The following is a 26,721-nucleotide window of genomic DNA, read 5'->3' as shown; positions in this document are numbered from 1 at the left end:
GCCTAGCTGAAAGATTCTTTTCGCAAGTTAATTTTTAAAAGCAACGTTTTAGGAGATATCTCTTTCAATTTCAAAAATGGTTTCTCCAGATAAACGAATGAAAGGTGAGAGATACCTAATGTCATGCCTACAGTAGAAATGTACAAAATTACATTCCCCAACACATCCATTTCCAATCCAACTAACTCTACAATGGAAAGATTGATAGCGATTATCAAAGCATGCCACATATATATGCTATAAGAAATATTGCCCAAGTGTGTAAGCCAAGGTTTCTCCAGTATTTGGTAAATCACTTTGTGATGAATCACCTGAAAGATCAAAATACAAAACATAATTCCCTGCAGGTAGGACATTAAAAAATGATGCCAACCCATCACCCCTATCAATATGCTAATGGTAAGGGCAAACACTCCGGCTAAAGGTGTTGTCATGAGTCTGACCCATTTTACCTTTTCATGAAAGAGAAATGCAGCTCCAAGTCCTCCGATGGCCATTTGTTCTACCGGGAAAAGCTTATATAGCTGGATGATCTGCAATAGCCGAACATTCTCATATTCCCGCGAGGCAATCACCAGACCCAGGTGGATCATTGATTTAATGACAATAAATAGTATCAAAAATGGAATGATATTTTTGATAAACCTTTTGACCAGCAGTGGCCAGAAAAGATAAAATTGCTCTTCGATCCCTACTGACCAAAGCTGATTGGCACCTAATAGATTAGGGAAGCCAAGTCTCAATAGATTGGGAAGGAAGAGTAACAAGCAAACAATCGCGGTGGTAGCGTGTAATGGATTTCGGAAGTTTTCAAATGCAAAACTCCCAAAAAGTGGCACCACAAAAAGGGCCAACGCTACTATCACAAAATACAAGGGCCAGATCCTTAGGATTCTTCTCCAATAGAACTTACCAATATTGATTTGACCGGTTTTTTCATTTTCCACTAACAGCAGATAGGTAATAAGAAATCCACTGAGCACGAAGAAGAATGATACCGGCTGATGGCCAAGCGCATCGATGACATTAGCACCCCAAACATTAGCATGCCCAGCCCATGATTTGTACTGCTCCAAGTGATGAAAGATTACAAACGTGGCTGCAAAAAACCGCAATGCGTGGAGCCCCGGAAAGTAGGTTTTTCTGGTCCCTATCATGAGGCCAAAGCACTTAGTGGCCGATCCAACACAATACTCTGTGATAGCATTGAGTGGTAGATTTCCATTGTCTGGTCCGCTGCACGACTCCAGGTAAACATGGTAGACCGGATCATTCCTGCAGCTACCATATCATTTCTAAGCTGATCTTCATCTGTAATCATCCTCATCCACTGTGCAATCTCTTCGGGCTTTGTAGGATCTACAAACCTGGCAGCTCCACCTCCTACCTCCGGCATAGATGAGGTCAAGGAAGTAATTACCGGTGCACCACACGCCATCGCTTCAATGATGGGTATCCCAAAACTTTCTCTTAATGACGGATACACAAATGCTTCTGAAAGCCTGTAAACAGCCGGCAACCATTCATGGGGCACATAGCCTGTCAGGTATATCGGAAGATTCGCTTCCTTTTGACCAATTTTGTCCAGCATCTCATTTACCTCCTTTTCGGAGCTTTCTGCTATTACCAATGAGTAAGGATTATTTGAATTATGGTAGTATTCAGCATACGCTTCAAGCATTCCTTTCATGTTCTTCTTTGGTGCAGTATTGCCTAGAAAAAAGAAATAATGATCCGGTAGGCCTAGCTCTTTTCTTACTTTCTTGAGAAATTTTGGATCCAGACCAATATCAAATTTTTTATCAACTCCATTGTAAATCACCGAGACCTTTCTATTTCTTCCAAAGTGGTTCTTGATCGCCTCCTTCTCAAAGTTTGAAACTGTCAGCACCTTTTTTGCTTTCTTGTAGACTATTGGCACAATCCACTTTCTGTAATAGTGCCCCAGCCTTTGATAAAGTGATCCTCCACTGAATGATTTATTGAGGTATATGATATCATGCAAGGTGAGCACCAATGGAATTCCAGAGAACAATGGAGCGGTGTTGCTTGTGCAATGCAGCACGTCCAAATTATATTTTGAGGCGGCCCTTGGCAAATGGATTTGCTCCCAGTCTGCATAGGTTAATCCACCTACTTCTACAATCGTGAAATTTTCTGTTTCTTCCAGACATACATCCTCTCCTTTTTTTACAAAGACGAAGTATTCATTGTCCAGATCTTCCTTTTGCAGGTGCCGTAAAAGCTGGAGGGCATAAATATCCATCCCATGCTTTTTTTTACGGAAAATTCGCTGTGCTTCTATACCAATCCTCATAGCTTCTGTTCTTTTAGTTGGTGAGGTGTATGCAGAAAATTGGTCTTGGCCATTTTGTAGCCGGCCACTGATTTCAACATTAGCACAAAAGACTTTGGAACGTGAGCAGCCACCTTGAAAAGGTCTTTTATCTTATACCAAGATGGAGTTGCTAAAATCAATGATAAGACATAGGCAAATAATGCAGTACCAAAGGCTATAGCCCAGCTGAAATCAATGAACAATGAGACGACACTAAGAATAGCAAGGAACCCAAGCAGTATGAGCCTCGGTGGCATTACAAACTGAAGTGCCTTATCGAAGTAGTCTACATTACCGGTTGATAATAGCTTCATAAAAGCATTTCCAAAGGACTTCATTCCGTAACGGATTTGAGCAGCAATCCATCGTGTTCTTTGCTTCTCAAAAACCTGATCATTGCTAACTTTCTCATCAAGGACAAATGCATCTTCGATGTAATGGATTTTGTGACCATTCTTTAAAAGTGCCAGTTCCAGCTCCTTATCAAATCCTCCAACCGCATCAATTTCTTTCATGTAGTTTCGGTAGAGCTTGAAATCAAAGGCCATTGCAGAACCAATCAGCGCACTCGATAAGCCGGAAGCAACATGTCCTTTTCTAAAGATATTGTTATTGATCCCTTCACTTATTCCGTCCAGAATAGCCATTGGGGTATCGTAGTTTTTAGCAATCCGCTGACCCTGCATCACACGGATACCTTTACAGTACTCATGGTTCACCTTCTTAAGGAAGTTTTTACCCATGATATTGTCTGCATCCAGGATAACAGTAATGTCGTAATCCTCTCTTAATTGACGGTATGCAGCATTAATTGCTTTTGCTTTGGTACTCTTCGGAAAAAAGAAGTTCATAACCCGGATGGGAAGACTCCTTAACTCCTTAATGGTAGCATCCTGCAGGGAGTCTGCTATCACTATTACATCATACCTATCTTTTGGGTATTCCTGCTCTAGTGAGCGTTTGGCTGTATCCAGGATGACTCCATCTTCCTTATATGCAGGAATAAACACAGCGATCCGATGATAGTGATCAGCTTTGTTAGAGGTAGTTTTCAATGGTCCCAAAGACCTCACACTAAAGTAGAGACAGTATAGTGTGCTAAAGGACAGGTAAATAAATATTATGGCTAGTAAGTAGTTCATGATAATTGATTTTTGATGGTTAACCAGTTAGTAAGATCCCTTCCTACTAACTGCTGTAATGCTTTGATTTCGCTTTGATAGACCTGCTTAATCAGTTTTTCTCTGGTGCTCTCAGATAGTGGTGCTTTTTCCAGATTCATTTTCCTGAATTTGTTCACCCACTTTTTGATGGAAGACTGAGATTGCACCCATCGCACTAACTGAGGGCTCATCTTGGAAAGTGTTGATTTCAAAACGCTTTGCTGTCCAATGAGCTTATCGAATGCTTGATTTTTGATTTTACCTGAAACATTGTATTCAGTTGAAAAATCTGGCAGGAACGTGTCATCCACCCCAATGAAACGATAGATATCCTTAATTACACGCTGTGGGTTGGATCTGAAATCTTCGTAGAAATAGACGCTGATTTGACTTTCATCAAACAGGTCGTAATATTTTTTTAAGTGGCTGTAATAGAATCCTTCCTGAACCAGGTCGTTGCGTCTCCACCAGATAGTTTCTCGTTTCAATGCATCTTCAAAGTTGTTGGTAGGCTGTCTGTTTTCTCTTACAAGATGCATATATCGTGAATACAATCGATCCACAGGATTACGCAGAATAGCTATCAACTTAACATTCGGAAGCTTTCTCTTGATATTGACAGCAGCTTTCTCAGAGTATAAATACATGGGAGAAACTTCTCCAACTGCTTTTTCGGTAGTCACCCCTTTAAACAAGTCTTCATAATCAGACCACTCGGTAATCGACCATGGATAATGATGCATCTGATCAGGATCGTCTTTAGCATCTTTTAGCTTCTCGCCTTCCAGGGCAAAAAAGTTGGTCTCTTTGACAGGACTCATATAAACCTCAGGATGCTCTAAGAGGTATTCGTATAGCGAGGTAGTACCAGACTTACCTGCGCCTATTATGATAAAATTTGGTGTGTTAGCTATCATATATAGTTCTTTGATAAGTACAAAAGTCAGGTGAGATCGAGTGGGAAATGTGAGTAATAAACTGACAATGAAAAACCAGTATTCCACTTAGTGTTTTAAGGGAAATACTTAGCGTTTATCACACCCGATTATGGAGCGTGATATCAGTAATTTTTAAGTCCCAGTGGTTGATTGATAATGATTCCGGCTGATCTCCATTTCAAGTTTCTAAGCAGTGTATGTCTCCATAATCCAAAGGAAATACCGAACAGGATATTGATTACCGTTACCATTGCAACTGCCCATAACTCACCTATCAATGAGATAGCCACTAAGTCACCAATCACATTCGTAGAAACCATGATCCAAACTTTAATGGCATTTACCCCGGGCCTATTGATACTATCGAAGGCTACACCCAGGAATTTATCCAGGGGAATAAGAACCATTGCGACAACAAAAATCTGAATCAGAATCTGACCGTCCAGGTATTTTTCTCCACCCAGCACGTAGATAGGTAGTGCAGGAAATATGAAAAAAAGTAGCCCAACCGGCAAAAACAAAAGCATTAACAACCCGGTAGATTTTACAAAGAGCCGTTTGAATGCCTCGAAATTTTCCTCATGATAAAACCTGGATAGTTTGGAGAAAGAAGTCATTGCAAATCCCCTTACCGGAATTTCTAAAACATCAATAACCTTCAATGGAATCGCATAAGTAGCCGCAGCTTGTGCCCCCATCAGCGACCCGATAATTAAGGAATCTGTACTCCTAAGCAAATTGGCACCAAGCATAGAAGCCAGGCTGTGCTTTCCAAACTGTAGCAAGTCCTTAATTTCCGACAGTTTCCCATGCGTAAGGGATTTTATACTCTTATGAACAACCTGACTAATGATAGATACTATCAGATTTGACAAAATCAGACTGAGCAAGTAATGCTCAAGGGAAAAATCTAGAAACAAACCTAAGCCGCACAGAAGTACAAAAACCGCATTTACTCCCACTCTCGCTGCAGCCATCTTTCCATAGTTTCGTTTAGCCTGAGCTATCCAGGTATCAAATAGCTGAGGAGTGGATGCTAGCAATAACCACGGATACCATTTTAGAAACACAAAGTAGTCTCCTAAAAGAGTGCTTAAATACATGGAAGCGATGGATATCACAGCAAACAAACCTGCGGTAAGCATCAACTGAATTAACATAGCCGACCCAATGATTTTTTGATGCTGATCCGGCTCACTTACTGTAACCTTTCTGACCATCGCTTGCCTGCCAAGGCCAGTTCTAAGAAGGTCAACCAATCCTACACATGCCATAAAAATGGCCCACTGACCAAACGACTCCTTGTCCAGCCCCCTGGTTAATAGCATGAAAGTACCAAGCCCTAACGTCGAAGCTGTCAGGTTTCCGAGCTGGACTTTGGAGTTGTCTGATCGTAAAATGTGGCCAATTTTATGCATGCACGGGATTACTTAAAGTATCTATAATGTCATTTACTTGTTTCACCCGCGTATTCCATGAGTTCGTTTTAGCAAGCTCCATCCTTGCCTCCATTCTTTCCACTGTATTAGAGGTAAGCTCTTTTTGAAGCATTTGAGAAAAGTCAACTGTAGAAGAAGCGATGGAAACGATCCCTTCAAAATCATGCAGATTAGCAAAATCGGTTGTTACCACCGGCTTGCCTGCTGCTAAATATTCATTGATTTTAAGTGGGTAAATATTTCTGGTAAATTCATTCTTAACGAATGGAATAACTCCCACATCAAACGTTTTGAGAAACTGGGGTAGCTGATCAGGTTGTTGGCTACCAAAAAACTGAACATTGTCAAATTGTTTTAGCCGCTGCTGACCTTCAGGATATGTGATTCTCCCGACGAAATGAAATTCGAATTCAGGGTGTTTACCAATAACATATTCTAAAAGATCATAATCCAGCCGGTCATCTACAGATCCAATGTAACCAACCGTTGGATGATTAATGTCAGCCTCAGAATCAAATGCTTTTTCAAACAGGTCAAAATCAACCCCGTTTTTCACAAGAAAGGTATTTGGGTTGAACTCCTTTTTTGTTTGCTGCAACCCTTCTGAAGTAGTAATGATACCATCTACCTTCTTCATGAAAGAAGCTTCTTTTCTTCCTCCATGTACCTTGCACCAATGAGCGGCTGCTATTTCATCATAACAGTAATAAAGCAAAAGGCTTTCATTAAACGCCCCCACCATTGAATCACCAATGATTGGATTGAAGGCATTGATGACGACCGGATTTTTCATGCCTAGCCTGTTCATTGCCTTTTTTACTGACCGGGCAATTTTACTTGTCTCACCTTTTATTTTTTGATCGAATTCTTGAGGGTCTTTAATCCAGTTTGTTGGCAATATGGGTGGTAAAGTGAGGTGAAAGACCTCATTGGACTTATAAGACACAGTTCTCAACCTTGGTTTCACACCCAGCATTCTTCCCAATGGAGCCTTACTCTTCCCTATTGAAACGAAAATTGCATCCTTGTAGGTAAAGGGGTAGTCCACAAATAAAACCCGATGATTGGATGCCAAACTACCCATCACATGAACGATGGTCTTCATGTAGTCCCCCTCCCAGGTGGTCATCGTAAAGCATATGATATCCTTTTTCATCTCAGGCGGTTTTAAATTGTGATGGGGTCAATTCGAAACGAACGATCTTTCTAATCCATCGTACCAGACCGACCCGTTTTAATGGCACCTCTCCAAGTAATTGATCGAGGTAATAAAGTTTCACTCCGTTTACCACCAGTAGCGGTTCTCGGTTTTTGCATACCTTTCGGTAATTCCTCAGCGCATTTTGATGTACGCGAGACCATACACGATCTCCCCGTCCTATCATGAATGAAATATCAGACTGATGGATGAATTCTGTAGGAATGAATCCCTCAGAGAAAGCCGGAAGCTCAAGAATCTTGTAAGTATATTCAACGGATTCTCCGATCAGTTCCTGAATGGTCTCTCTAGATTGTCTGAACTCAGTGTATGAAAACACATCATCTTCACTTGCCTCATTAGTCGCCGGTTTAATCATCATCACTTTTGATCCACGTTTTTTCAATTCATTGAAAAGCAAACCGGAAACGGTAGACTTGCCTTCTCCCGGAAGTGCACTAAAAATCGTAATCAATCGATTGGAGCTATCTTCTAAATCCAGATTACTGGCTAGCTGGCCGGCTAACTTTGGTAAAAGATCACTGTAATTGGCATTAAATTTCTCATTCAATACAGGTAAGGCACCCGCCACTTCCAAGCCTGTAATGGCTTCTGCTTTGGCCGGACTTCTTAGACTATGATCAAGCAAATCTGCTGCTATGATTATTGAAAGAGGTGCAATCAACCCAAACATGAATGAAGCAATCAACAAGATCATTCGTTTAGATGGAAGCGGATCAGTAGCCATAAGCGGCCAGTCTACTACCTCCAGATTGCTGGACATTTCAATGTTTTGCTGGCGTAGCTTGCTCATATTCAGCCCATGGAGTATTTCCAGGTATTCACGCTCGAAAACATTGATTTCACGCTCTAATCTTGCAATAGTAGAACCCATCGGTGCAAACCGATCATATTCAGAATCCAGATCCTCCAGACGATTTGAGTATAGGTCTACATATACTTTTTCTTTATTCAGCTGGATAATGTTATCCAACCATTCAGTAAGCAGCTGTCGACTGGGTAGTCCTTCTTTGGTATTACTGAATTGAAAAATCTCTTCTACTTTTCTTTGAATATTATCACGAACGCTTTCTATTTCATTGCTTTTTTGCATGATGAGGCTATCACTAGCATCGTGGGTTTCCAGCTTTGCCAAGTCACCGGTAAGTGATACCAGCCTGTTTTTCTCGTCCAGCAGTTCAGAGTTCTTTGCCAGCAGCTTATCCCTAATAGAAAGCTTGCTTTCAATCTCACCCAGGGCAGCTTCTGTTGCTTTGAGCTTCATCTTTTTGTTAGAGTACTCCTCCATCGCATTCTCTTTCTTAATTGCGATGGCTTTCGTTTGCTCACCATAGTTGATTACCTGGCTTTTAACCCTAAACTCTGTGAGTCTATCTTCTGCATCGTTGAGTTTATTTTTTGTTTTTCCTAATTCGGCTTCAAAGTATGCCACCACATCTCCGGTCTCCGCTTCTTTTACCTCCCTATACCTTCTGGAGAATACTTCGATCAGAAAAACCAATGATTGCTGACATATCCACGGGTCATTTGAGGTGTAATGCAAAATGAGCATGTCTGAAGACTTGTGACGTTTTGCATTGACAGCATTCAATGTCTTTACGCTGTATGGTGTTGTTTCTTTCCTTATTAACTGTGTGAGTAACTTGTCACCCTCAGCGTATCTAAGTCTCAACAAGTCGAACGTTTTCTTTTCATTTTCTGCCACATATTTATCTCTGGATGATTCGGGGAATTTCTGACTTAGCAAATAGGCTGTTTCTTCAGTTAGCCTGCTATCCTCTCCCAACTCGTGCAGGTGTTGCGCCAGTAACTTCAATCCAACTTCCTCAAGCGTATGACGGGATTTAATGATTGTGAGCAAGTTATCGAAAGCATTGTTGGTCGCATGATAGTCTACCTTATCACCTTCTCCCGATTCAATGTTGTAGCCGGAGGCAATACCCGTGTAAATCATGGATTCAGAAGCATACTCTTTGGGCAAGTTGTCAGTTAAGAAATAAACACTCACAGCCATCAGTACCGGTATTAGCACTAGTACTTTCAGGTTTCTATATATGAGTCGAAGGAAATCAAATAGTGTCATGGCCTTATTATTTTAATCCGAGTAGCACCTCGATTTCACTTTTCTTTTTTAGCGCCTCTATCCGCGCTTTTACAATGTCTTCTTCCATCAGATGAACCTGATTCTGTACCACCAGCAGCTGATCATATGTAGTAGTGCCGTTTTTAAACTCTACCTCCATCACTAAAGCATGTTGCTTGCGGGTATCCAGCGTGTTTTGCTTAATAGCTAAGCTTTCCAGGACAGACAGGTATTCATAGTATAGCTTGATAATCTCGATTTTCAGCCTCTGTCTGTGGTCATCCTGCAGACTACTGACACGATTTCTCTTGCTGGTGGAGAGACGAATTTCACTTTTCCTATTAACGAAAGTTGCAGGATCAACTGAAAGTGTTAAGCCCAGATTAGGAAGCAGACTAGTAGTTGTAACTGACTGGTTTTCTGTCCCTAATGTAGTGTTCGTAGAAAAAACATTTACACCCAGTCGAAATGCTGAAACCCAATTTCTACTTTTTTGAAGCATTTCTTCTTCATACATACTAACCTCATGATCCAAAGAGCGTATCAGACCGGAGTTTGCATACACTCTGTTTACCAATGAGTCAATGGTCTCAGGGTTATTCAGAAGTTTGCTGATCTTAAAAACCTCTCTGTCGATGGAAGTAGATTCCAAGGGTGCTTGCTGGCTGAAAAGACCAAAGTTGATTAACAGGAGCATCGCTGCACTACTTAGTGCTCTTTTTACTCCTGTTCCAAGAGGTCTCGCTTGGGAATTGCTCAATAAGCTATCATATCCACCTCCCAGCTGATGACTTCTTGTACCATGCGTTACATTCCACAAGGCTCCACTCAAAAATGCCTTGAATCGACCAAAAGACCCTGATATCAAGTAACTAAAGGTGTTTTTAGGGAATGCAACAAATGCGAAGAATAGCAGGAAAGCTAGTTTTCTCCAGCCCCTCACATTTCTTCGCATAAATAAGATTCTATTTCTAGTTTGAAAGTAGGTTTTTAGGTTAGAGAGCTTACCTACAGACATGGATTCTTTATGAAGGATGGAACACCCTCTGTTTACCAATATTTTATAGCCAGCTTCTTTAATTCGAGTGGCCCAATCAAGCTCTTCATAGTAAAGAAAATAGTTTTCAGGCATTGCGCCAGCAGCCTCAATTGCCTCTTTTCTTACCATCATTGCGGCACCATGAGCGTAGCTGGTTTCATCCACTTTTAGTGCCAATGGCATTTGCTTCATGTGTCCTACTGCCTGATTTCGACCCGTCAGGAAATTCAAGGGGGTGTAGCCAGCATATTGAACAACACTAGGATTATTGTAATAGTAAATGACAGGGCAGACAATGCCGGCTTCACTTCTTTGATCTAAGACATCACAAAGAGATGCTATTGTTCCTTGTGGTATTTCAGTGTCATTATTGACAAAGAAGAGGTATTCGCCTGATGCATGAGATATGCCCAGGTTATTGCCTCCGGCAAATCCAAGGTTTTGTTCACTTCTGATGGTTATTACATGTGGAAATTTTCGGGAAATTTCCTGAGATGGATCAGCCTGGGATCCATTATCAACTACGATGATTTCCAGGTCATCGAACTCTTGTTTTTCGACAGAATCCAACAACTCCAGAGTCACCTCTAGTTGGTTGTAATTGATGGTTATAATTGATACTTTTTTCATGCTAAAAACTTGTAACAAAGTTCCCGGCATAGGATGTGTTTTATTTCAGCATAAAAACGGAATTGAAAAAACACGCAAAATGCGTAGCATCTTGCGTGTTTCACTTAGTTATTAATTCTTAATTCTGTGCGACTACTCGTCGGTTGGCTTTTTCCCAGTTTACAGAATAGCTGCCAAGCATCAGCTTGATTAATCCCAGATATACACTGAGGTTCATAAACATGAAGTAAAAAGGGATAAAGAAGATTTTGAATCGAGTCTTAACTCGTTCGAAGTAATAGCCGCCCAATGCCGCGAGATAGAATAGCGCTTGAGCTCCAAAAAGCACCTCATAATACCAAACTCCGGTTTTAGCCAGTAAAAAGCTACATATGAATACGACAGGTAGTGCCAGTGGTGCTAGTGTCCATCTCAATACCCGATGCGATACATACTGAAAGTGGAGCATCTTGTACTTAAAAGGATTCAATAATGTCCGCAACATCCAAATAGCCTGTAAACCTCCGGCACTAATTCTCACCTTTCTCTTAAGCTCATCATCCAGAGAAGAGGAGGCATACTCTTTCGCCTTTGCATTTGGTTCGTAAGCTACACGATAGCCTTTTTGAGCAATTCTTAGTGTTGTTACAAAATCCTCAATTAGCGTATCCTTATCAGGAGTTTCATAAAGCTCTGTCCTTACTGCAAATAATTCACCGGCTGCCCCTACCACACTATGCAATTTGTAGTCTAGCTTTTTTAGGAATGACTCGTATTTCCAGTAGATCCCCTCTCCTGCTGCTGAGGCATCATCTTCTTCTTCAGATAAAACCACTTTCTCCCCTGCAACACCACCAACAGTATTGAATTGAAAGTGCTTCACCATCTCTTTTATTGCATTTACATTAAGCATGGCATTTGCATCAGAAAAGATAGTGATAGGGGATTTCACCTCCCCCATCACTCTGTTCACCGCCGCTAATTTGCCACTTCGCTCTTGCTTATGAAATAAAGAAATTTCTTTGTTGTTCTTTACAATATCTACTGTACCATCAGAGGAACCATCAGTTACAATTATTGTCCTGATTTTTTCTTTAGGATATGATAGTAACTGACAGTTATTAATCTTATCCTGAATAATATCCTCTTCATTATAGGCGGCAATAATATGCGTCACCTCCGGGAGATCCTCAACATCTAACGCTTGAATATTGCTTTGCTTCTTAAGCTTTACAAGTACCCAACAGATCAGTCCATATCCAATGTAGGTATAGAAAAGTATACCAAAGGATAGTATCAGAATAAGCTCTAATGTTTTCATTTCCTTATTTGTTATAGATTTTGGATGCTGTTCTATAGCCGGATTTTTGTTGATACCAATCCATAAAGCTGAAGCCATCGCTAAGAATCCACATATCGAAATTATTGTATGCGTCCCTGATGTTGGTTTTTTCATTGGGATAGTCAAAAGACTCTGGCAAGTTCATTCCCCATGGAAGCCCTTCCTTCGATTTGTAATAAATACCATTGCCTGGATCTGAAGCATCATTTCCTTCACCGAAATATGCACTATCAACTTTTTCAGTTGGAGTATAGCCAGGCAAGTGCACTTCTCTTCCTCTAGTCTTATTAATCACTAAAAATGGGTTAAATGGAGCTATACCCGCATCATTTAAATCCACGGGTGAAGAAAAAGTGGTATTAACTGTAATGGTATGAGGCTCTAGGTGAGGTTGATCAGGAAGCGTATTTACGAATCCATTAGTACCAAAACTCTGATGCACATTATCACTCACGGGAATGACTGCTTTTGACTGTCCGGCCTCAGTGCCATTCCCATCAAGAACAAACAGGTCATTTGATAGCTCACTTCCACTTACAGAACTGATCTGACTTGATGAAATATTTAGTTCAATCCCAAAACCATTCTGAAATCCTGCACCTATGGCTTTGATGACAAACTCAGACTCCAACTCAACCATTTGGTTGGTGCCGTTAGCAAGTTGTCTGTACTGATAATCAACAACAAGGTCATTGAAATCATAATCTCCAAACCCCGGCCACTGATCTTCGAATGCAAAAGAACCGTAGCTGTCTTCTCCAGGATAACTATAAACGTAAGCGTATCTGGCATCATTAGGAAATTCATCATATACATCACTTACTCCATCACCATCTGCATCAATTGGTTTGTCTACGGGATTAACATTTTCAAGGCTGATAGCCTGCACCGGATTAGCACTTAAATAAATGATTGCATCATTAAAATCATCATCTGATCCGGTCGACCTATTAAGGTCTTCGAACCCCATTAGGAACACTTCATTTTCATCATCCCAAAGCATGACATTATGCTGCTTTAAATCATCCTCGATTTCCGGGTTTAGATGCTTATGTGAAAATACTTGATGATGACCTCCGGTAATTTTATCTTGCCAGCCGTTTGCCAAAAGAACAAAACCAATACTAGTACCTGCTTCGAACCTTCCGAGCTTGACTTTATCTCCAGACTTAAGCTTACCTCCTTCTTTGTCGTAAGAGGCATTTGGAAACGCAACGTGAATGGTCTCTATGTCATTAACAGAATTTGGTGGATTCCCCGTTTCGTAAGTGTAAAAACCAAGTACATTTCTATATCCTGCGCCTTCATGTACAAACGTCATCCAAACATCTGCTTCATCGATAATATTTAGATTATTCTCTGTATCGTCCGACAAATAAGATGGGTGATATTGAGGTACCGGCTGTCCTTCAGGTAACGATGCATTAATATATTCTAAAAGTGTTTTAGAAATCTTGTCTCTTTTCTCCAGGTATTTTGGTTTTCCGTCCTTGTCGTATTCTCCAAGTGCCTGGAAGTTTGGCAATTCAGAAGTTCTTGCTCCGGAAGTATTCATCCTTCCCGCAGCTGATTGAGAACTGCTAGCATTCGATGCGTCTACCGTTTCATATTCATGATCTGTTCCATTAATAACTACTCCATCATTTAGGTCAGATACCGGTATCATTAAAAAATTTGGCATACCGATATACGAAATTTCCAACACTGCCTTTTCTAGCGTTGTGGGGAAATTATAATCAGCACTGATACTACCGTTGTTATCGGTAATAGCCTTATAAATAACATTACCTCCTTCAGATGGAGCTTTATCCCAAAGTTGAACTTTTACTTTTTGAAGGGGATCCTCGTCTTGCGTTTTAAGCTGAATGTGAATACCTGAGGTAGCAATGGTCTCATAGGCAAAGTCATCATTCAGCGTTGGGTTCTCCGGCCCCTTTACATCTTCGGATAAGACACAAGAAGAGAGCAGAACCGTGACAAATAATAAATGGTTTACTTTCATTTTTTAAACGTTTTGTTTCTGTATTGCCGCTAGTGGCGTTTTAATTAAAATTTTCATATCCATCCAGAAAGAATATTTTCTGGCGTAATCAATATCCAGTTGCTTTCTTGAATCCTTAGATGTCGCTTCTTTTCCTCGTTCGGTGACTTGCCACAATCCTGTGATCCCTGCTGGCGCCATGAATCTTCCTGTCCATCGGTCTTCAGTAAGCTTTTCCGCCTCATATAAAGGCAGGGGCCTGTTACCAACTACTGACATGTCCCCGATTAAAACATTCACAAGCTGAGGTAGCTCATCAATACTCGTGTTCCGGATGAACTTCCCAATTCGAGTAATCCTGGGATCATCCTGCACTTTGAAAAAAGAGTTATCATTCTCATTTTCAATTTTTTGCAGATACTCATTTTCCGAAAGCATCGAATCATCGCCAACAAGTAAAGTGGAATCATCCACAAGCGTTGTTTCACTTGTTGTCACAGATTTCTGGTAGTGGTTTTTGTCTTTAAGCTGATCAACCATCTGGTCAGCATTCACCTTCATGGAGCGAAACTTGTAGAACTTGAATATCTTGTAGTTTGTACCTACCCGAGGCTGCCAATAAAAGATTGGACCTTTGGATTCCAACTTTATAAGAATTGCAACTACAATAAAAAGTGGTGTTAACAGCAACAATAATGTACCTGAAAAGAGAATATCAAATGCTCTTTTCGAAAAAGGTATTTTCCTCGATTTTATGGTTTTGGTATCAGTTAGTTTGCCCATTTCTATGAAGCTTTTAATGGAGAAAATTTGCGCACACTCGCCAACGACTTGTCAATTCGGATCTTTAATTCTACCGGATTAAATGGCTTACTGATAAAGTCATCAGCACCATCTTTCAAACACTTGATCTTAACATCACTTTTTTGCTCTCCGGAGAGGAAGACCACAGGGATTAAGTCAAACTCTTGATTGGACCTGATTTTAGAAAGTACTTCATGTCCATTGCTCCCTTCAAGTCCATAGTCAAGCATTACCAGGTCCGGAACCATGTGAGATTCCATCGAATGCAATAATTTTTGACCTGAGTCAAATACGTACAATTCATAATCTGCCGAGAGAATGTTAACAAGAAATTCTCTCATCATTCGGTTGTCTTCTACGACATAAATAATCTGTTTCATTGCGTAGTTAGTTTTAATTCAAGTCCAAAATTCTTAATGCAAGACTTGATTTCTTTCAGCATAAAAACTGAAAAGAAAAAACACGAGAAATGCGTATATCAATAAGCATTTCACGTAGATCTTATGTTGGCTTCATCTCGAAGATCCAACAGCGCATGTGTGCATGCATCAATTACCGACTTTGATAGATTTTTTATCCGGATGAAGTTTGTTTTCTCATCAGCCAGGCATTCAATTTCCTGTAATTCATCCAAGATATTTATACCCAGAAGGTCAACAGAACTCTTCATATCATGAGCCACAGCCTTGATTCCTACATAATCAACTGAGATTAAACTCTCTCTTAGTGATTCGAGTGATTTTGGAATCTCCTGATTAAACAGCTGAATCATGTTATCGATAAAGCTTTCATCTCCACCTGAAAACATTTTCAGTTTAGTCAAGTCAAAAGAGCTTGTTTCTGATTCGATCTCTATACTTGAGTTATTTCCTTTGACCTTTCCAATCGTCTTTTCCTGAAGGCCTAAAACCTTTCCAATTGCATTGATGAGTTCTACATCTTCAAAAGGTTTAGGCACATACTCATTCATTCCGGCGGCCAGGTATTTTGTTCGTTCGCCTTTCAATGCATTGGCTGTCAGTGCAATGATTGGCACATCCATATTCAGCTTATTCCTGATGATATCGACAGCTTCCATTCCGCCCATTTCCGGCATTTGTCCATCCATCAGCACGATATCATATTCTTCTGATAAAAGCCTGTCAATTGCCACCTTACCATTATCAGCTACTTCTACCACTGCCTTTTCATTCTCAAGAATAGTGGTAGCATACACTTGATTTACAGGATTATCCTCTACCAATAGTATTCTTAAGTCTGTAAGTACATAATTGATGGTCGCTTCTTCTTTGTCTATCAGGCTATCTTTACTTCCTTCTTCAAATGGAATCTCGATATGGAAAGTAGTTCCCAAACCCACTTCACTTTCCACCTTGATTTCACCATCCATCAGCGATACAAGCTGCTTACAAATGGACAGTCCAAGGCCCGTTCCTCCGTATTTTCTAGTGGTATTATTGTCTGCCTGACGGAAGCTTTCGAATATCGTATCAATCTTATCTTCCGGTATCCCGATACCAGTATCTTTTACTGAAAACCTAATTTTATTTTGATTCCCTTTTACCTTTACAAGTTTCGTAACAATTCTTACCTCCCCTTCATCAGTAAACTTTATTGCATTACCTACAATATTGGTGAGTATCTGAGACAGTCGAACCGGATCCCCAAGAAGAATCTTTCCCTTCAATTGCTCATCCATTTCATTTACTATGTAGACGCTCTTTTCAGCAGTACTGTATTGTGCAGTGGTGGCCACATTATTAACAATTTCTGAAACGCGAAGGCCTGTTGACTCCAGCTCCATTTTGCCGGAATCAATTTTAGAAAGATCCAGCAAATCGTTTATAATAGACAATAAATGGGAAGCTGAATCTCTGATAGATCCAAGATATCCCTTGTCTTTCTTAGTTAATTTAGCTTTTGAGAGCAGCTTGCTCATACCCAGAATTCCATTGAGTGGAGTTCTTATTTCATGGCTCATATTGGCAAGAAACATCTCTTGAGTTTTTAAGGATACCTCAGCTTTCTCCTTCGCCTCCTTAAGCCTTTTTTCCATCTTCTTTCGATCTGTGACATCCCTTGCAACTGCATGAAACCCCCTGATCTTACCATCTACCTCTATGATTTTCACGTTTTGCCCTAGCCATATTTCATTTCCTTCTGAATCGAGAATAGGAAATTCAAAATATGAAATCGATTCGCCTGCAGCTAATTGATCCATGTAAAACTTGGCTGTACGGTCCTTCCAATCTGTACGAACAGGCAAAGTGAAATGCATGCCTTTAAACTCATCATCCTCTACCTTTAGGATTTTCTTGGCTCGTGGATTTAGATAGGTGAATTCACCTTTATTATTGGCCCAGTAAATAATATCATTGGCCTCCTCTACCAGGAGTTTGTATCTCGCTTCGCTCTCGCAAAGCGTCTTTTCTGCTTTTTTCTGCTCCGTAATATTGTTTGCATATACACTGATGTATCCCCTTTCGACCAAAGGATTGATCTGAAGCAAATAGGTAGAACCCTGGAGTTCAATTTCTTCAATGCGTGTTTTTGAAGTATCCTCAAAAAGGAATGGAGGGCATTCTCCACCTATGGTGCATCCACAATGATCAAAAAGTGGTTTGCATGCCGTATTAGCATATTGAATGATGCCATCTAACCCTACACGGAAGATTGGATTTGGGCTTTCTTCTATCAGATCTTGGAATTCAATACAGTCCATCATATGTCAATGTATTCTTTGATTCAATTTCAAAGGAAACATTCACACTATGACCGGATCGGAAATTTCGTTGAAATGCAGAATTTAAAGTATCATGTGCTTTTTGGGATAGTTGAGGGATTCCCATCCCTTACCGCTCTATAATGAGGAGACATAATCTCTATATCTGCCTCATTGAACTTATCCTGAATATTACTGTGTAACTCTGAGTATATACGTGGCATCTGCTCAGGCAAGTCGGTGTAGGCGTTTAGCTGATAGGCTACATACCAGTCGTCCAGGCTGGTTTGAAGCACAAACGGCTCCTTACTTATATTGACTCCATCAGTGGCCACAGCAGCCTCTATCAGTAGCTCATGCACTTTCCTCCAGGGAACATCATAACCTATTGTCACAGAAGTGTGCAGGATTAATCCAAGCTCTTTACTACTTGAAGTATAGTTAACCGTATGCCCTGTGAGAATAGAAGCATTTGGTACTGTAATGTCTTCATTCTTAGTCGTTCGAATGCGAGTAACCAACAACGTTTTTTCAACAACTTGCCCGGAAACTTCTCCTACCTTGACTCGATCACCCAATCGAAAAGGTCGCATATATGTGATAACTAACCCTGCGACTGCATTTGCTATCGCAGAGGATGATCCTAAAGAGAAAAGAATACCAAGGAACACAGATACACCTTTGAATATATCAGAATCAGACCCTGGTAAATAAGGGAAGATTACGACAAACATGAATGCGTAAATCAGAAACTTGACAATGTTGTAGGTAGGCATTGCCCAGTCTTCGTGAAACCCCGTAATCTTTAAGTGACCTGCCTCTATCTCGTGAGAAATAAATTTCAAAAAGCGTACAAGGTATTTAGTGATGACATAGATCACCGCGATGGTGAAGGCATTGGGTAAGTAATTCCAAAAAGAAAGTAAAATATCTTGCGCAGGACTTAATATCCAACCCAATAGTGTTTCTGCCCAATGTTTGGTAAATGGAAATAACCCAAAAATAATTGGCAATGAAAAATATAGAACGAGCGCGAAAAATCCCCATTTTAAAAACCCAACACCCCTAACAACAACGTCCAGTTGTCTGGTAGGAGGAAGGAACTCATAATTACCCAATCGAATGCCAGTGAAGTATTTCTTTTTGTTCATCACTAACCATCCCTGTATACCGGTAAAAAGTCTATTGAGGAAGTAAATGATCAATACAGCAATCCCTATGATAAGGAAGACAAGTCCAAAACGTGATGCGATATTTCTAACAGTACTTCTATTTCTTTCCTCAAGTACATAGGAGGCAATCTTGTCCTTATAGTCATTCGCAAGTGACTCCTTAGATTCAGTTTCAAACCATAAAGCATCCCAATCAGAAACACTGGTGACAATGAGGTTTTGGTACATGATATCAACTGTGCCCTCATGTTCTTCAGTATACAATGAATCTGAATGGAAATAATCGTCACGAATCAGTAAGTCAATTTTCTCAGAGACATTAGCGGCACGTTCTTCGGCCATTATCGGTCCAAGCTTCGTGTAAATGGTGAATAATGAATCACCATTGGGAGCCACTGAAAATCCTTTGGTTGTCTCTCTAAGCTTAAGGATTTTTGATTTTTGAGCTGCATTCCTCACTGAATCTCTGATTTCAATTTCCCGGATTTGTTCTCGCAGTGAAGCCTGACTAAACTTATCGCTTTCCTGCAATAACTGAATGCGCTTAAGCAGATCTATACGAGCTAGTGAATCCTGTGATCGCTGTATTTTGTTTTGTCTCAGCAACCTTTGATAAGTTTCAAGTTGTTGCGTGAGACTGTTCAACTTACGTTGAACACTGTCGGATGGCTGCTCGGTATTTTCTTGCCCTTTTGATCCAAATGAAATCAAAAAAATAAAGAGGACAAACAGGTAGTTTTTCATGTATAAATATTGGCGCTATGAACGCTGAATTTTAAGAAAGGTTTGGATGAAGATACGATAAAAATGGCATAAAAAAAGAGGCCTAAAATAAGGCCTCTTCAATTTTATTGATAATGAAATAATTATCCAATCTCTACCAACTTGATATCAAATACAAGATCTTTTCCTGCCAACTCATGGTTCGCATCCACTGTGATTGCCTGATCAGAAACAGCTGTTACAGAAACATATGTTTGATGTCCCAAATCATTTGTTGCAACTAGCTTCTGACCTACTTCCGGTTTCATTTCTTCAGGTAGTTGATCTTTAGGGACTTCCTGAATCAACTCATCTCTTCGATCACCATATGCCTCAGCTGATGGTATGGTAACCGTCTTTTTCTCGTTGATTTCCATTCCATTCACCGCTTCGTCAAATCCCTTTATCATTTGTCCGCCACCTACAGTAAACTCAAGTGGATCACGTCCCTCCGAAGAGTCAAATACTTCACCTGATGTGAGCTTGCCTGTATAATGAACTTTTACTTTGTCGTTAGCTTTAGCTTTCATAAAAAATTGTCCGTGTATAAAATAATTCTAAATGCAAAGGTACTAAAAATATAGAGGCATGGATTTCAATATCTAAATTTTATATGTAACTACATTTAATGTATTTACGTATACATTCGCATCTAAATAGAAACCTTGATTAGAAATGAAAAAAGTAATTCACAAAGCTGATACAAGAGGCGAGGCAAATTTTGGCTGGCTCAACAGTAGACACACCTTTAGTTTTGGCCAATATTACAATCCTGATCGCATTCAATTTGGTTTGCTGCGTGTATTGAATGATGACATTGTAATTGGCGGTGCTGGGTTTCCGACACATCCACATGATAACATGGAGATAATCTCCATCCCTTTAAAAGGAGCCCTTGCGCATAGAGATAGCACTGGTACTGAAAAGGTGATTAATACCGGAGAAGTACAAATAATGAGTGCCGGTAGCGGTCTAACGCATTCAGAGTACAATGCAAGTAAAAATGATGAGGTGAATTTTCTCCAAATCTGGGTATTCCCAAAAGAAAAGGATATCAAACCAAGATACGATCAAAAAGAGTTTCATGCCTCTGAGAGAAAGGATCGATTTCAGACTGTAGTTTCACCTTCAGATGACCATGCTTTATGGATAAATCAGGATGCCTATTTTTCTTTAGCTGATTTAGCAAGTGGTAATACGATTGAATATACTACGAACCAACATGGCAATGGGGTTTACATTTTTGTATTAGAAGGACAAATAGAAGTAGCTGACTCCACCCTTAGTAGACGAGATGCAATAGGTATATCAGACGCTGAATTGATTTCAATTTCTGCCGCTGAAGATACGGAATTGTTGGTGATAGAAGTACCAATGAACTAGTTATGGATAGCTTTAAAATTCCGGCAGAAACTCGTATTGGACATGTGCATTTAAAAGTGTCCAACATCCAGCAATCCTTGGATTTCTATTGTGGACTTTTGGGGTTTGAACTAATCACAACCTATGGTGATGATGCCGCTTTTATTTCGGCAGGTGGATATCATCATCACATAGGATTGAACACATGGATGAGTAAAGACGGAAGCCCTCCTCCCCGTCATACAACAGGTCTTTTTCATACGGCCATTTTACTTCCCACCAGAAAAGATCTGGCTATTTTATTGCATCGACTGAGAGATGCAAAATATCCAATAACCGGTGCTTCTGATCATGGTGTCTCAGAAGCGATTTACTTAAACGATCCGGACCAAAACGGGGTGGAACTTTATTGGGACAAGCCCAAAGAGGAATGGCCAAAAAAGGCAGATGGTTCACTGGATATGTATACCAGGCCATTGGATTTAGCCGGATTAATGGCTCAGATACAATCCAAATAACTATATGACCATTCGACAGAAGTAGCACGCATGGTTTAATCAATACCGTAAATCATGATATATTCCTATTATAATCACACTACTTCACATGAGATATACAAAAACTTGCATCATACTTATAATACCACTGTGTCTTCTTTCATATTCACACGCCCAAATCCCAACCTTTAACCCATTTTTCTTTGGGCAAAAGAAACAGCAAACGAATGTCACTCCAATTAATTTAACCTCGATTGGTAAATACTACGCAGATCGGAGTTGGAATGCCGGTAATATTTATCTGAATAATGGAGACTCACTCATTGCATATTACATGCGATATGATTTGATAAGAAATCATCTTGAAATCATTATCGATACCAAAATTATGGCTATTAACGGAAGTTTTATCGACCACTTTGAATGGTTTAGTATTAATAGGCTTCAACCTGAAAAGTTTGTTAACAAACAAAACTATGGAATGCCTGAATTATCAGAGGTGCCTGGTTTTCCCGAACTGATGGTTGACGGTGATGTGAAGCTTTTAAAGTGCAAGAAAGTATTCGCTCCTCGACAAGCTACTTCACCTACTCTTGTAAACGACACTGATGAAGAAATTCAAATCCTGGAACTTTATTACTATATAAAGAATGGAGAAATATTTGAGGTGGTGGGTAGTAAAAACAAAAACCTAAACTTTTTAGATCATGTTGGCCTTGAAGATTTCGTCAAAAAAGAAAACCTGAAATTTAATAACGAAAATGATTTGGTGAAGATTACAACCTTCATCAATGAGGAATAAAAAAAGGCGGTTAAAACCGCCTCTTTTTTGTAGTTATATTTAATTTATTGGTTTTCTGCAAAAGGAGTTGGAAACTCCGACAGAACAACATCTCCGGTACGATCAATCGGAAGTTCATCTAACCTATCGTACCTTCTCATATCCACCCATCGATGACCCTCACCGAAAAGTGAGTATCTTCTTTGAGTCAACATTTCGTCTTCCACTTCGGAATCAACTGCAACATTAGCTGAAGATGCACCAAGTCCTGCCGCTGCTCTCACAATATTTAATACTCTTAAAGCCTCAGCATTGTTAGTGCCAATATTCGCTTCAGCATAGATGAGCATCAACTCTTCATTTCTAATGATAGGCACAGGAGCAGTGTTACTAGAATAAAGTGTTACTTGTCTGCTGCCAGATAAGCCATCAAAAGTCACCGTTATAGGCCCTTCATCCGGATCATCTTCAGGGTCAAACAGACTCGTTTTTTCAGTAACTCGTGTATCACCTGCCTCAGCATCTGCCGAAAATGAAGGATGCGCCATGTATCTATCCTGATTAGGAATATAAAATAAAGGGTTAGCTATATCATTTCCTGTTAATCCAAATACATGTGCAGGCCCTACATCAAGTCCGGCATTTTCATCATAAAATGAGTCACCAAGGAAACTTAATGCCGCAGATTTATCATCTTGATAGATTGCCACTCTCGCTGATATTGCCCTGTTAAACTGAGCAAACGTAGATGGCGTATCAAATCCGGCAAAACCGCTGCTCAAAGGAAAATCAAACTCATCCTCACCAGCTGCAAACTCACTTGCAGCATTTAAAAGCTCTGTGTTTGCATCATTGAGCATTGTTCTAATAGCCGATAAAGCCTCTGAGTATGAAACGAAAGCTCCTAAATCATCTGGATCGTCTACATTGATTCGAATACCGTTAGTATACTGCCTGTTGGCTACCATCATCAATGCATAAGCTTTGAATGTTCTGGCGTATCCCCTGTAACCATCAAGTGCCTCTGCACTTAGTGAGGTTGCAGAGTTATCTACTGCAGTCAGCAATAAATTAGAAGTCTGAACCACTTTATACCATGCAGCATATGCACGAGTGGTAAGGAATCCATTGTTATCCAAAGGACCCTTTAGAATCTCACCGGTATATCTTGGATCAACCTGAGTCAAGTCATTATACTCTCTTCCAAGAATACTTACGGTTTGGTAATGGAAGCCTAAATCATTTCTAATTACAGCCTCAAGACCTGTTGTCAGCAACCTTAAATCTTGCTGGGTTGCACCTTGCTCAAAACTGGATACAGTTGGAGCATTCGGATTTTCTATTTCGTCCAAAGTACATGCTGAAAGCACACTAAGGACAAATATGAAAGTTATTTTATTGTATATAGATTTCATGTTATATGTCCTTTTCATTAAAATTTAATATCTAAGTGAAAGTTGATAAACTTACTGGCAGGATAAGGAGTTACCTCAACTGTATTAGCCAGTACATTATTACCAAAGTTTGATGCTTCAGGATCATAACTGTTGTAATCAAAGATATTTACCAGATTTCTTCCAGACATCCCCACTTTAACCTGAGATAGCTGTGGAATTAACGTTTTTGGTAATGTGTAAAACAATCCAATCTCTCTTAGTCTGATATATCCGGCATCTTCGATTAATGGTGCAGGATTAGCGAAAGCTTGACTTGCTCGATAATCACCATTACTAAGTGTTCCTGAAGGATCAAGCCCGGTATCATCATAATCCCAGGTTGTTCCTGCTAAGTCATAAAGCAAAGTGGTCAAGTTGATTGCATCACCACCATTCTTCCAGTGCCACAAGAAGGTCAAGTCAAAGTTTCCATAACTAACCGAATTAAACCATGACATTTGAAAATCAGGTTCTGCATTTCCATAAACAGCAAACCCATCACCGTCAGGATCACAATTGTCACAATCTGAAGCAATGTAAGTTCCAACGATTTGAGTTGCGCTTTCTCCTTCTTTAATTAGGTAAGTACCCAATGAAGCTGCGAATCCACCGGTAGTAAATGATGGAACATTTAACTTAGTTACCTCGGATTGATTTTTCCACCATCTGATTGTTGAATTCCAAGTGATATTGTCATTCTGAATAACAGTCGCATTTAATCCAATCTCGATACCTTTATTTTCTAATTCAGCACCATTAACTACTCGGTTAGTAAAACCTGAAGATGGCTCATTTTGAGCTTGAAGTAGTACATCTTTGATCTTCTTGTTATATAAGTTAACAGTCAAACCAATTCTGTTGTCCAGCAATCCAATATCAGCTCCAACTTCAAGTTCGGTCTGTCTTTCAGGCTCAACATTAACGTCTCCTAGCAAGTTACCAGGAGAAACACCTGCATTTCCACCAATGAATTGTGGATTCGTTAGAATAAACCGCTGATTAAATTGAGAGAATCTTCCAGCTTCACCATAAGCAATTCTAGGCTTTAGGTTATTAACTATACCAGAGCTCCAGAAATCAAATTCGTGAAGGTTAATAGCTAAACTAGCTTTTGGATAGTAGTATAGTTTATCAGCATCTCCATTGTTGGTAGATTTATCACCTCTTAATCCAACAGTACCAATAATTCGATCTTGGTAATTAACCTCTTCCTGAACGAAAAATCCTTGATCTTCCTGAGGGGTGATAATTTGCTGCACTCCAACATTTGCCGACTGACCAAGGTTAGTTTGAGATCCGTTAAGACCTGTAGCAGTAGTAATAACTGTGTTCTTATCAAAATTCTGCAAGAAGTACCCAGCTTGAGTCGTGAAACTCAATCCATTGTCAAGAAAGTATGAATGCACCAAAGAAGCAGTAAAATTAGAATTGGTATTCACTGTACTTCCTGAAATAGAAGCACCTCCAAGAGAAGAGGCTGGTCGGAAATATGAAATCGTTCCTGGGAATATACTTGTAGTTCTCAATGTATACTGATCAATACCTCCTTGTAGAACTAACTTTAGCTGATTATCATCTTGTGTCAGGATTTTAACATTGGTAGTGAGACCACCAATATATCTATTTACAGACTCCCTGTTAGTTGTAACATCTACAGTTTCTAACGCATTTGATCCCGCAGGTGCTGCCGGGTAAACACCGTTTACCGGACTTAAGTCCTGCCACGGATAAGTAAATGCAAGCGCATAACCTACCGTTCTGTTTTGGTTACCATTATTGAAGAATCCTTTATCTGTTTGCGAATTGATGTAGTTATTCGTTACATAGATATCAAGCCAGTCATTGAATTTGTGACCAACATTTAATCGAACGGATTCTTTTGCATATCCAGTATTTTTCACAAGACCAGGTTCATCCTTAACTGTAGCTCCAAAGAAGAAATCAGTCTTCTGATCTCCACCGGAAACTGAGAACCTGGAAGTTCTTGAAACCCTTACATTATCATATAGCTCAGCTTCATAATCCCTAAGACCTTCATTATTGAAAGTTGCAACTGCTGAAGCTCCACCAATCGCTTGTATCTCTGATTCATCCCAATCTCTTAGACCTAAAAGTCTTGTTGGAGATCTAAATCCGATGGTTTGTGAGAATGAAGTTTGTGATTTACCGCTTTTACCTCTCTTGGTAGTAATAATAACCACCCCTCCTGCAGCTCGCGAACCGTAGATAGCTGCTGCCGAAGCTCCTTTAAGAATCTCGATTGACTCAATGTCCTCAGGATCAATATCCGCAATCCTGTTAGTAGCGTCATCCTGGTTAGTAGAAGGGTTACCTCCACCTGCGGCTTCAGAAACAATATTGTTTCCAAGTGATGTTGTTGAGTTATCAACGTAAACACCATCGACAATAAATAATGGCTGCTGATCTCCGAAAATAGAGGTTACTCCACGCAATCTCATTGAGATACCTCCACCAGGCGCACCTGAGTTTGCACGGATATCTGCTCCTAAAAACTTACCGGACAAACCTCCGTCTAAAGTGGATTGATTTGTGATTCCTGTAAGGTTTTCAGAAGAGATTGAAGCTACTGAATTAGCCAAATTGGATCGCTTTACAGAGGTTGCAAGTCCTGTTACAACGACCTCATCCAAGTTTGTCACGTCAGTTCGCATCGCTACATCTCCAGCATCAGAAGCAGCAACTTCTTGACTTGAATAGCCAATAGAAGAGAATACTAATGTAGATCCCGAAGGGACTGACAACTCATATTCTCCATCGATTCCAGTAATAGTACCGTTTGTAGTCCCTTTAACCAGTACTGTTACACCCGGTAGCGGCTCACCATTGGAGGCGTCCGTGACCGTTCCGCTGACCCTCATATTTTGGGCCATCAAAAAACTAATGGGCAGCATCAATGCCAAAACCATTAGCTTTCTTTTTAAGTAGTTTTTCATCATAAGTAGAGTTTTTAACTTAAAAATTAATTTAACATATCGATAAAACTCACGAAATATTGGATGAATACCAAAAATTG

At 40.0% G+C, this 26,721-nt stretch carries 20 protein-coding genes; 3 read left to right on the top strand and 17 right to left on the bottom strand.

What is annotated here, in order from left to right; genetic code table 11:
- Positions 1–2: 2 nt before the first annotated feature.
- The 15 genes from ACQK2H_RS06725 to ACQK2H_RS06655 form a co-directional block, all read right to left on the bottom strand.
- Positions 3–1,157 (bottom strand): acyltransferase family protein, encoded by a 1,155-nt coding sequence (locus ACQK2H_RS06725; RefSeq protein ID WP_425390688.1) that lies wholly within the window; start codon positions 1,155–1,157, stop codon positions 3–5.
- Positions 1,154–2,317 (bottom strand): glycosyltransferase family 4 protein, encoded by a 1,164-nt coding sequence (locus tag ACQK2H_RS06720; RefSeq protein WP_425390687.1) that lies wholly within the window; start codon positions 2,315–2,317, stop codon positions 1,154–1,156. The genes ACQK2H_RS06725 and ACQK2H_RS06720 overlap by 4 nt, the downstream gene beginning before the upstream one ends.
- Positions 2,314–3,480 (bottom strand): glycosyltransferase, encoded by a 1,167-nt coding sequence (locus ACQK2H_RS06715; protein ID WP_425390686.1) that lies wholly within the window; start codon positions 3,478–3,480, stop codon positions 2,314–2,316. The genes ACQK2H_RS06720 and ACQK2H_RS06715 overlap by 4 nt, the downstream gene beginning before the upstream one ends.
- Positions 3,477–4,418 (bottom strand): sulfotransferase family protein, encoded by a 942-nt coding sequence (locus tag ACQK2H_RS06710; protein ID WP_425390685.1) that lies wholly within the window; start codon positions 4,416–4,418, stop codon positions 3,477–3,479. The genes ACQK2H_RS06715 and ACQK2H_RS06710 overlap by 4 nt, the downstream gene beginning before the upstream one ends.
- A 143-nt stretch (positions 4,419–4,561) precedes the next feature.
- On the bottom strand, positions 4,562–5,857 hold the full coding sequence (locus ACQK2H_RS06705) for an oligosaccharide flippase family protein (RefSeq protein WP_425390684.1): 1,296 nt from the start codon (positions 5,855–5,857) through the stop codon (positions 4,562–4,564).
- Positions 5,850–7,034 (bottom strand): glycosyltransferase, encoded by a 1,185-nt coding sequence (locus ACQK2H_RS06700; RefSeq protein WP_425390683.1) that lies wholly within the window; start codon positions 7,032–7,034, stop codon positions 5,850–5,852. Before ACQK2H_RS06700 ends, ACQK2H_RS06705 begins: the two co-directional genes overlap by 8 nt.
- A gap of 1 nt (position 7,035) precedes the next feature.
- Entirely contained in the window at positions 7,036–9,180 is a 2,145-nt protein-coding gene (locus ACQK2H_RS06695; protein WP_425390682.1) for a GumC family protein, read from the bottom strand.
- Positions 9,181–9,187: 7 nt separating this feature from the next.
- The gene (locus ACQK2H_RS06690; protein WP_425390681.1) at positions 9,188–10,849 is read right to left on the bottom strand and encodes a glycosyltransferase; all 1,662 of its coding nucleotides are present in this window, start codon (positions 10,847–10,849) and stop codon (positions 9,188–9,190) included.
- 118 nt (positions 10,850–10,967) lie between these two features.
- On the bottom strand, positions 10,968–12,149 hold the full coding sequence (locus tag ACQK2H_RS06685; RefSeq protein ID WP_425390680.1) for a glycosyltransferase family 2 protein: 1,182 nt from the start codon (positions 12,147–12,149) through the stop codon (positions 10,968–10,970).
- 4 nt (positions 12,150–12,153) lie between these two features.
- Complete coding sequence (locus tag ACQK2H_RS06680) at positions 12,154–14,172, bottom strand: LruC domain-containing protein (RefSeq protein WP_425390679.1); 2,019 nt, start codon at positions 14,170–14,172, stop codon at positions 12,154–12,156.
- 3 nt (positions 14,173–14,175) lie between these two features.
- Entirely contained in the window at positions 14,176–14,934 is a 759-nt protein-coding gene (locus tag ACQK2H_RS06675; RefSeq protein WP_425390678.1) for a sugar transferase, read from the bottom strand.
- Between the two features lie 2 nt (positions 14,935–14,936).
- Positions 14,937–15,335 (bottom strand): response regulator, encoded by a 399-nt coding sequence (locus ACQK2H_RS06670; RefSeq protein WP_425390677.1) that lies wholly within the window; start codon positions 15,333–15,335, stop codon positions 14,937–14,939.
- A gap of 110 nt (positions 15,336–15,445) precedes the next feature.
- A complete protein-coding gene (locus ACQK2H_RS06665; RefSeq protein WP_425390676.1) occupies positions 15,446–17,680 on the bottom strand; it encodes an ATP-binding protein in 2,235 nt (744 codons plus the stop codon).
- 89 nt (positions 17,681–17,769) lie between these two features.
- A complete protein-coding gene (locus ACQK2H_RS06660) occupies positions 17,770–19,593 on the bottom strand; it encodes a mechanosensitive ion channel domain-containing protein (protein WP_425390675.1) in 1,824 nt (607 codons plus the stop codon).
- Positions 19,594–19,715: 122 nt separating this feature from the next.
- Positions 19,716–20,141 (bottom strand): FKBP-type peptidyl-prolyl cis-trans isomerase, encoded by a 426-nt coding sequence (locus tag ACQK2H_RS06655; RefSeq protein ID WP_425390674.1) that lies wholly within the window; start codon positions 20,139–20,141, stop codon positions 19,716–19,718.
- 145 nt (positions 20,142–20,286) lie between these two features.
- Between ACQK2H_RS06655 and ACQK2H_RS06650 the strand changes: the two genes are divergently transcribed.
- The 3 genes from ACQK2H_RS06650 (at position 20,287) to ACQK2H_RS06640 (ending at position 22,272) form a co-directional block, all read left to right on the top strand.
- Positions 20,287–20,994: a pirin family protein gene (locus ACQK2H_RS06650; RefSeq protein ID WP_425390673.1), complete on the top strand. Its 708-nt coding sequence runs from the start codon at positions 20,287–20,289 to the stop codon at positions 20,992–20,994.
- A gap of 2 nt (positions 20,995–20,996) precedes the next feature.
- Positions 20,997–21,491, top strand: coding sequence for a VOC family protein (locus tag ACQK2H_RS06645; protein WP_425390672.1), 495 nt, complete (start codon positions 20,997–20,999; stop codon positions 21,489–21,491).
- Between the two features lie 88 nt (positions 21,492–21,579).
- Positions 21,580–22,272: a hypothetical protein gene (locus ACQK2H_RS06640; protein ID WP_425390671.1), complete on the top strand. Its 693-nt coding sequence runs from the start codon at positions 21,580–21,582 to the stop codon at positions 22,270–22,272.
- 44 nt (positions 22,273–22,316) lie between these two features.
- On the opposite strand, the gene ACQK2H_RS06635 is transcribed toward ACQK2H_RS06640, so the two are convergent.
- Together ACQK2H_RS06635 and ACQK2H_RS06630 are read right to left on the bottom strand one after the other, a co-directional pair.
- On the bottom strand, positions 22,317–23,684 hold the full coding sequence (locus ACQK2H_RS06635) for a RagB/SusD family nutrient uptake outer membrane protein (protein ID WP_425390670.1): 1,368 nt from the start codon (positions 23,682–23,684) through the stop codon (positions 22,317–22,319).
- A complete protein-coding gene (locus ACQK2H_RS06630; RefSeq protein ID WP_425390669.1) occupies positions 23,684–26,641 on the bottom strand; it encodes a SusC/RagA family TonB-linked outer membrane protein in 2,958 nt (985 codons plus the stop codon). The genes ACQK2H_RS06635 and ACQK2H_RS06630 overlap by 1 nt, the downstream gene beginning before the upstream one ends.
- Positions 26,642–26,721: the final 80 nt, after the last annotated feature.

Source organism: Ekhidna sp. (assembly GCF_965228795.1).
GTDB lineage: Bacteria > Bacteroidota > Bacteroidia > Cytophagales > Cyclobacteriaceae > Ekhidna.
The sequence above is the reverse complement of the archived record's forward strand: the minus strand, read 5'-3'. Positions and strand labels throughout refer to the sequence as shown.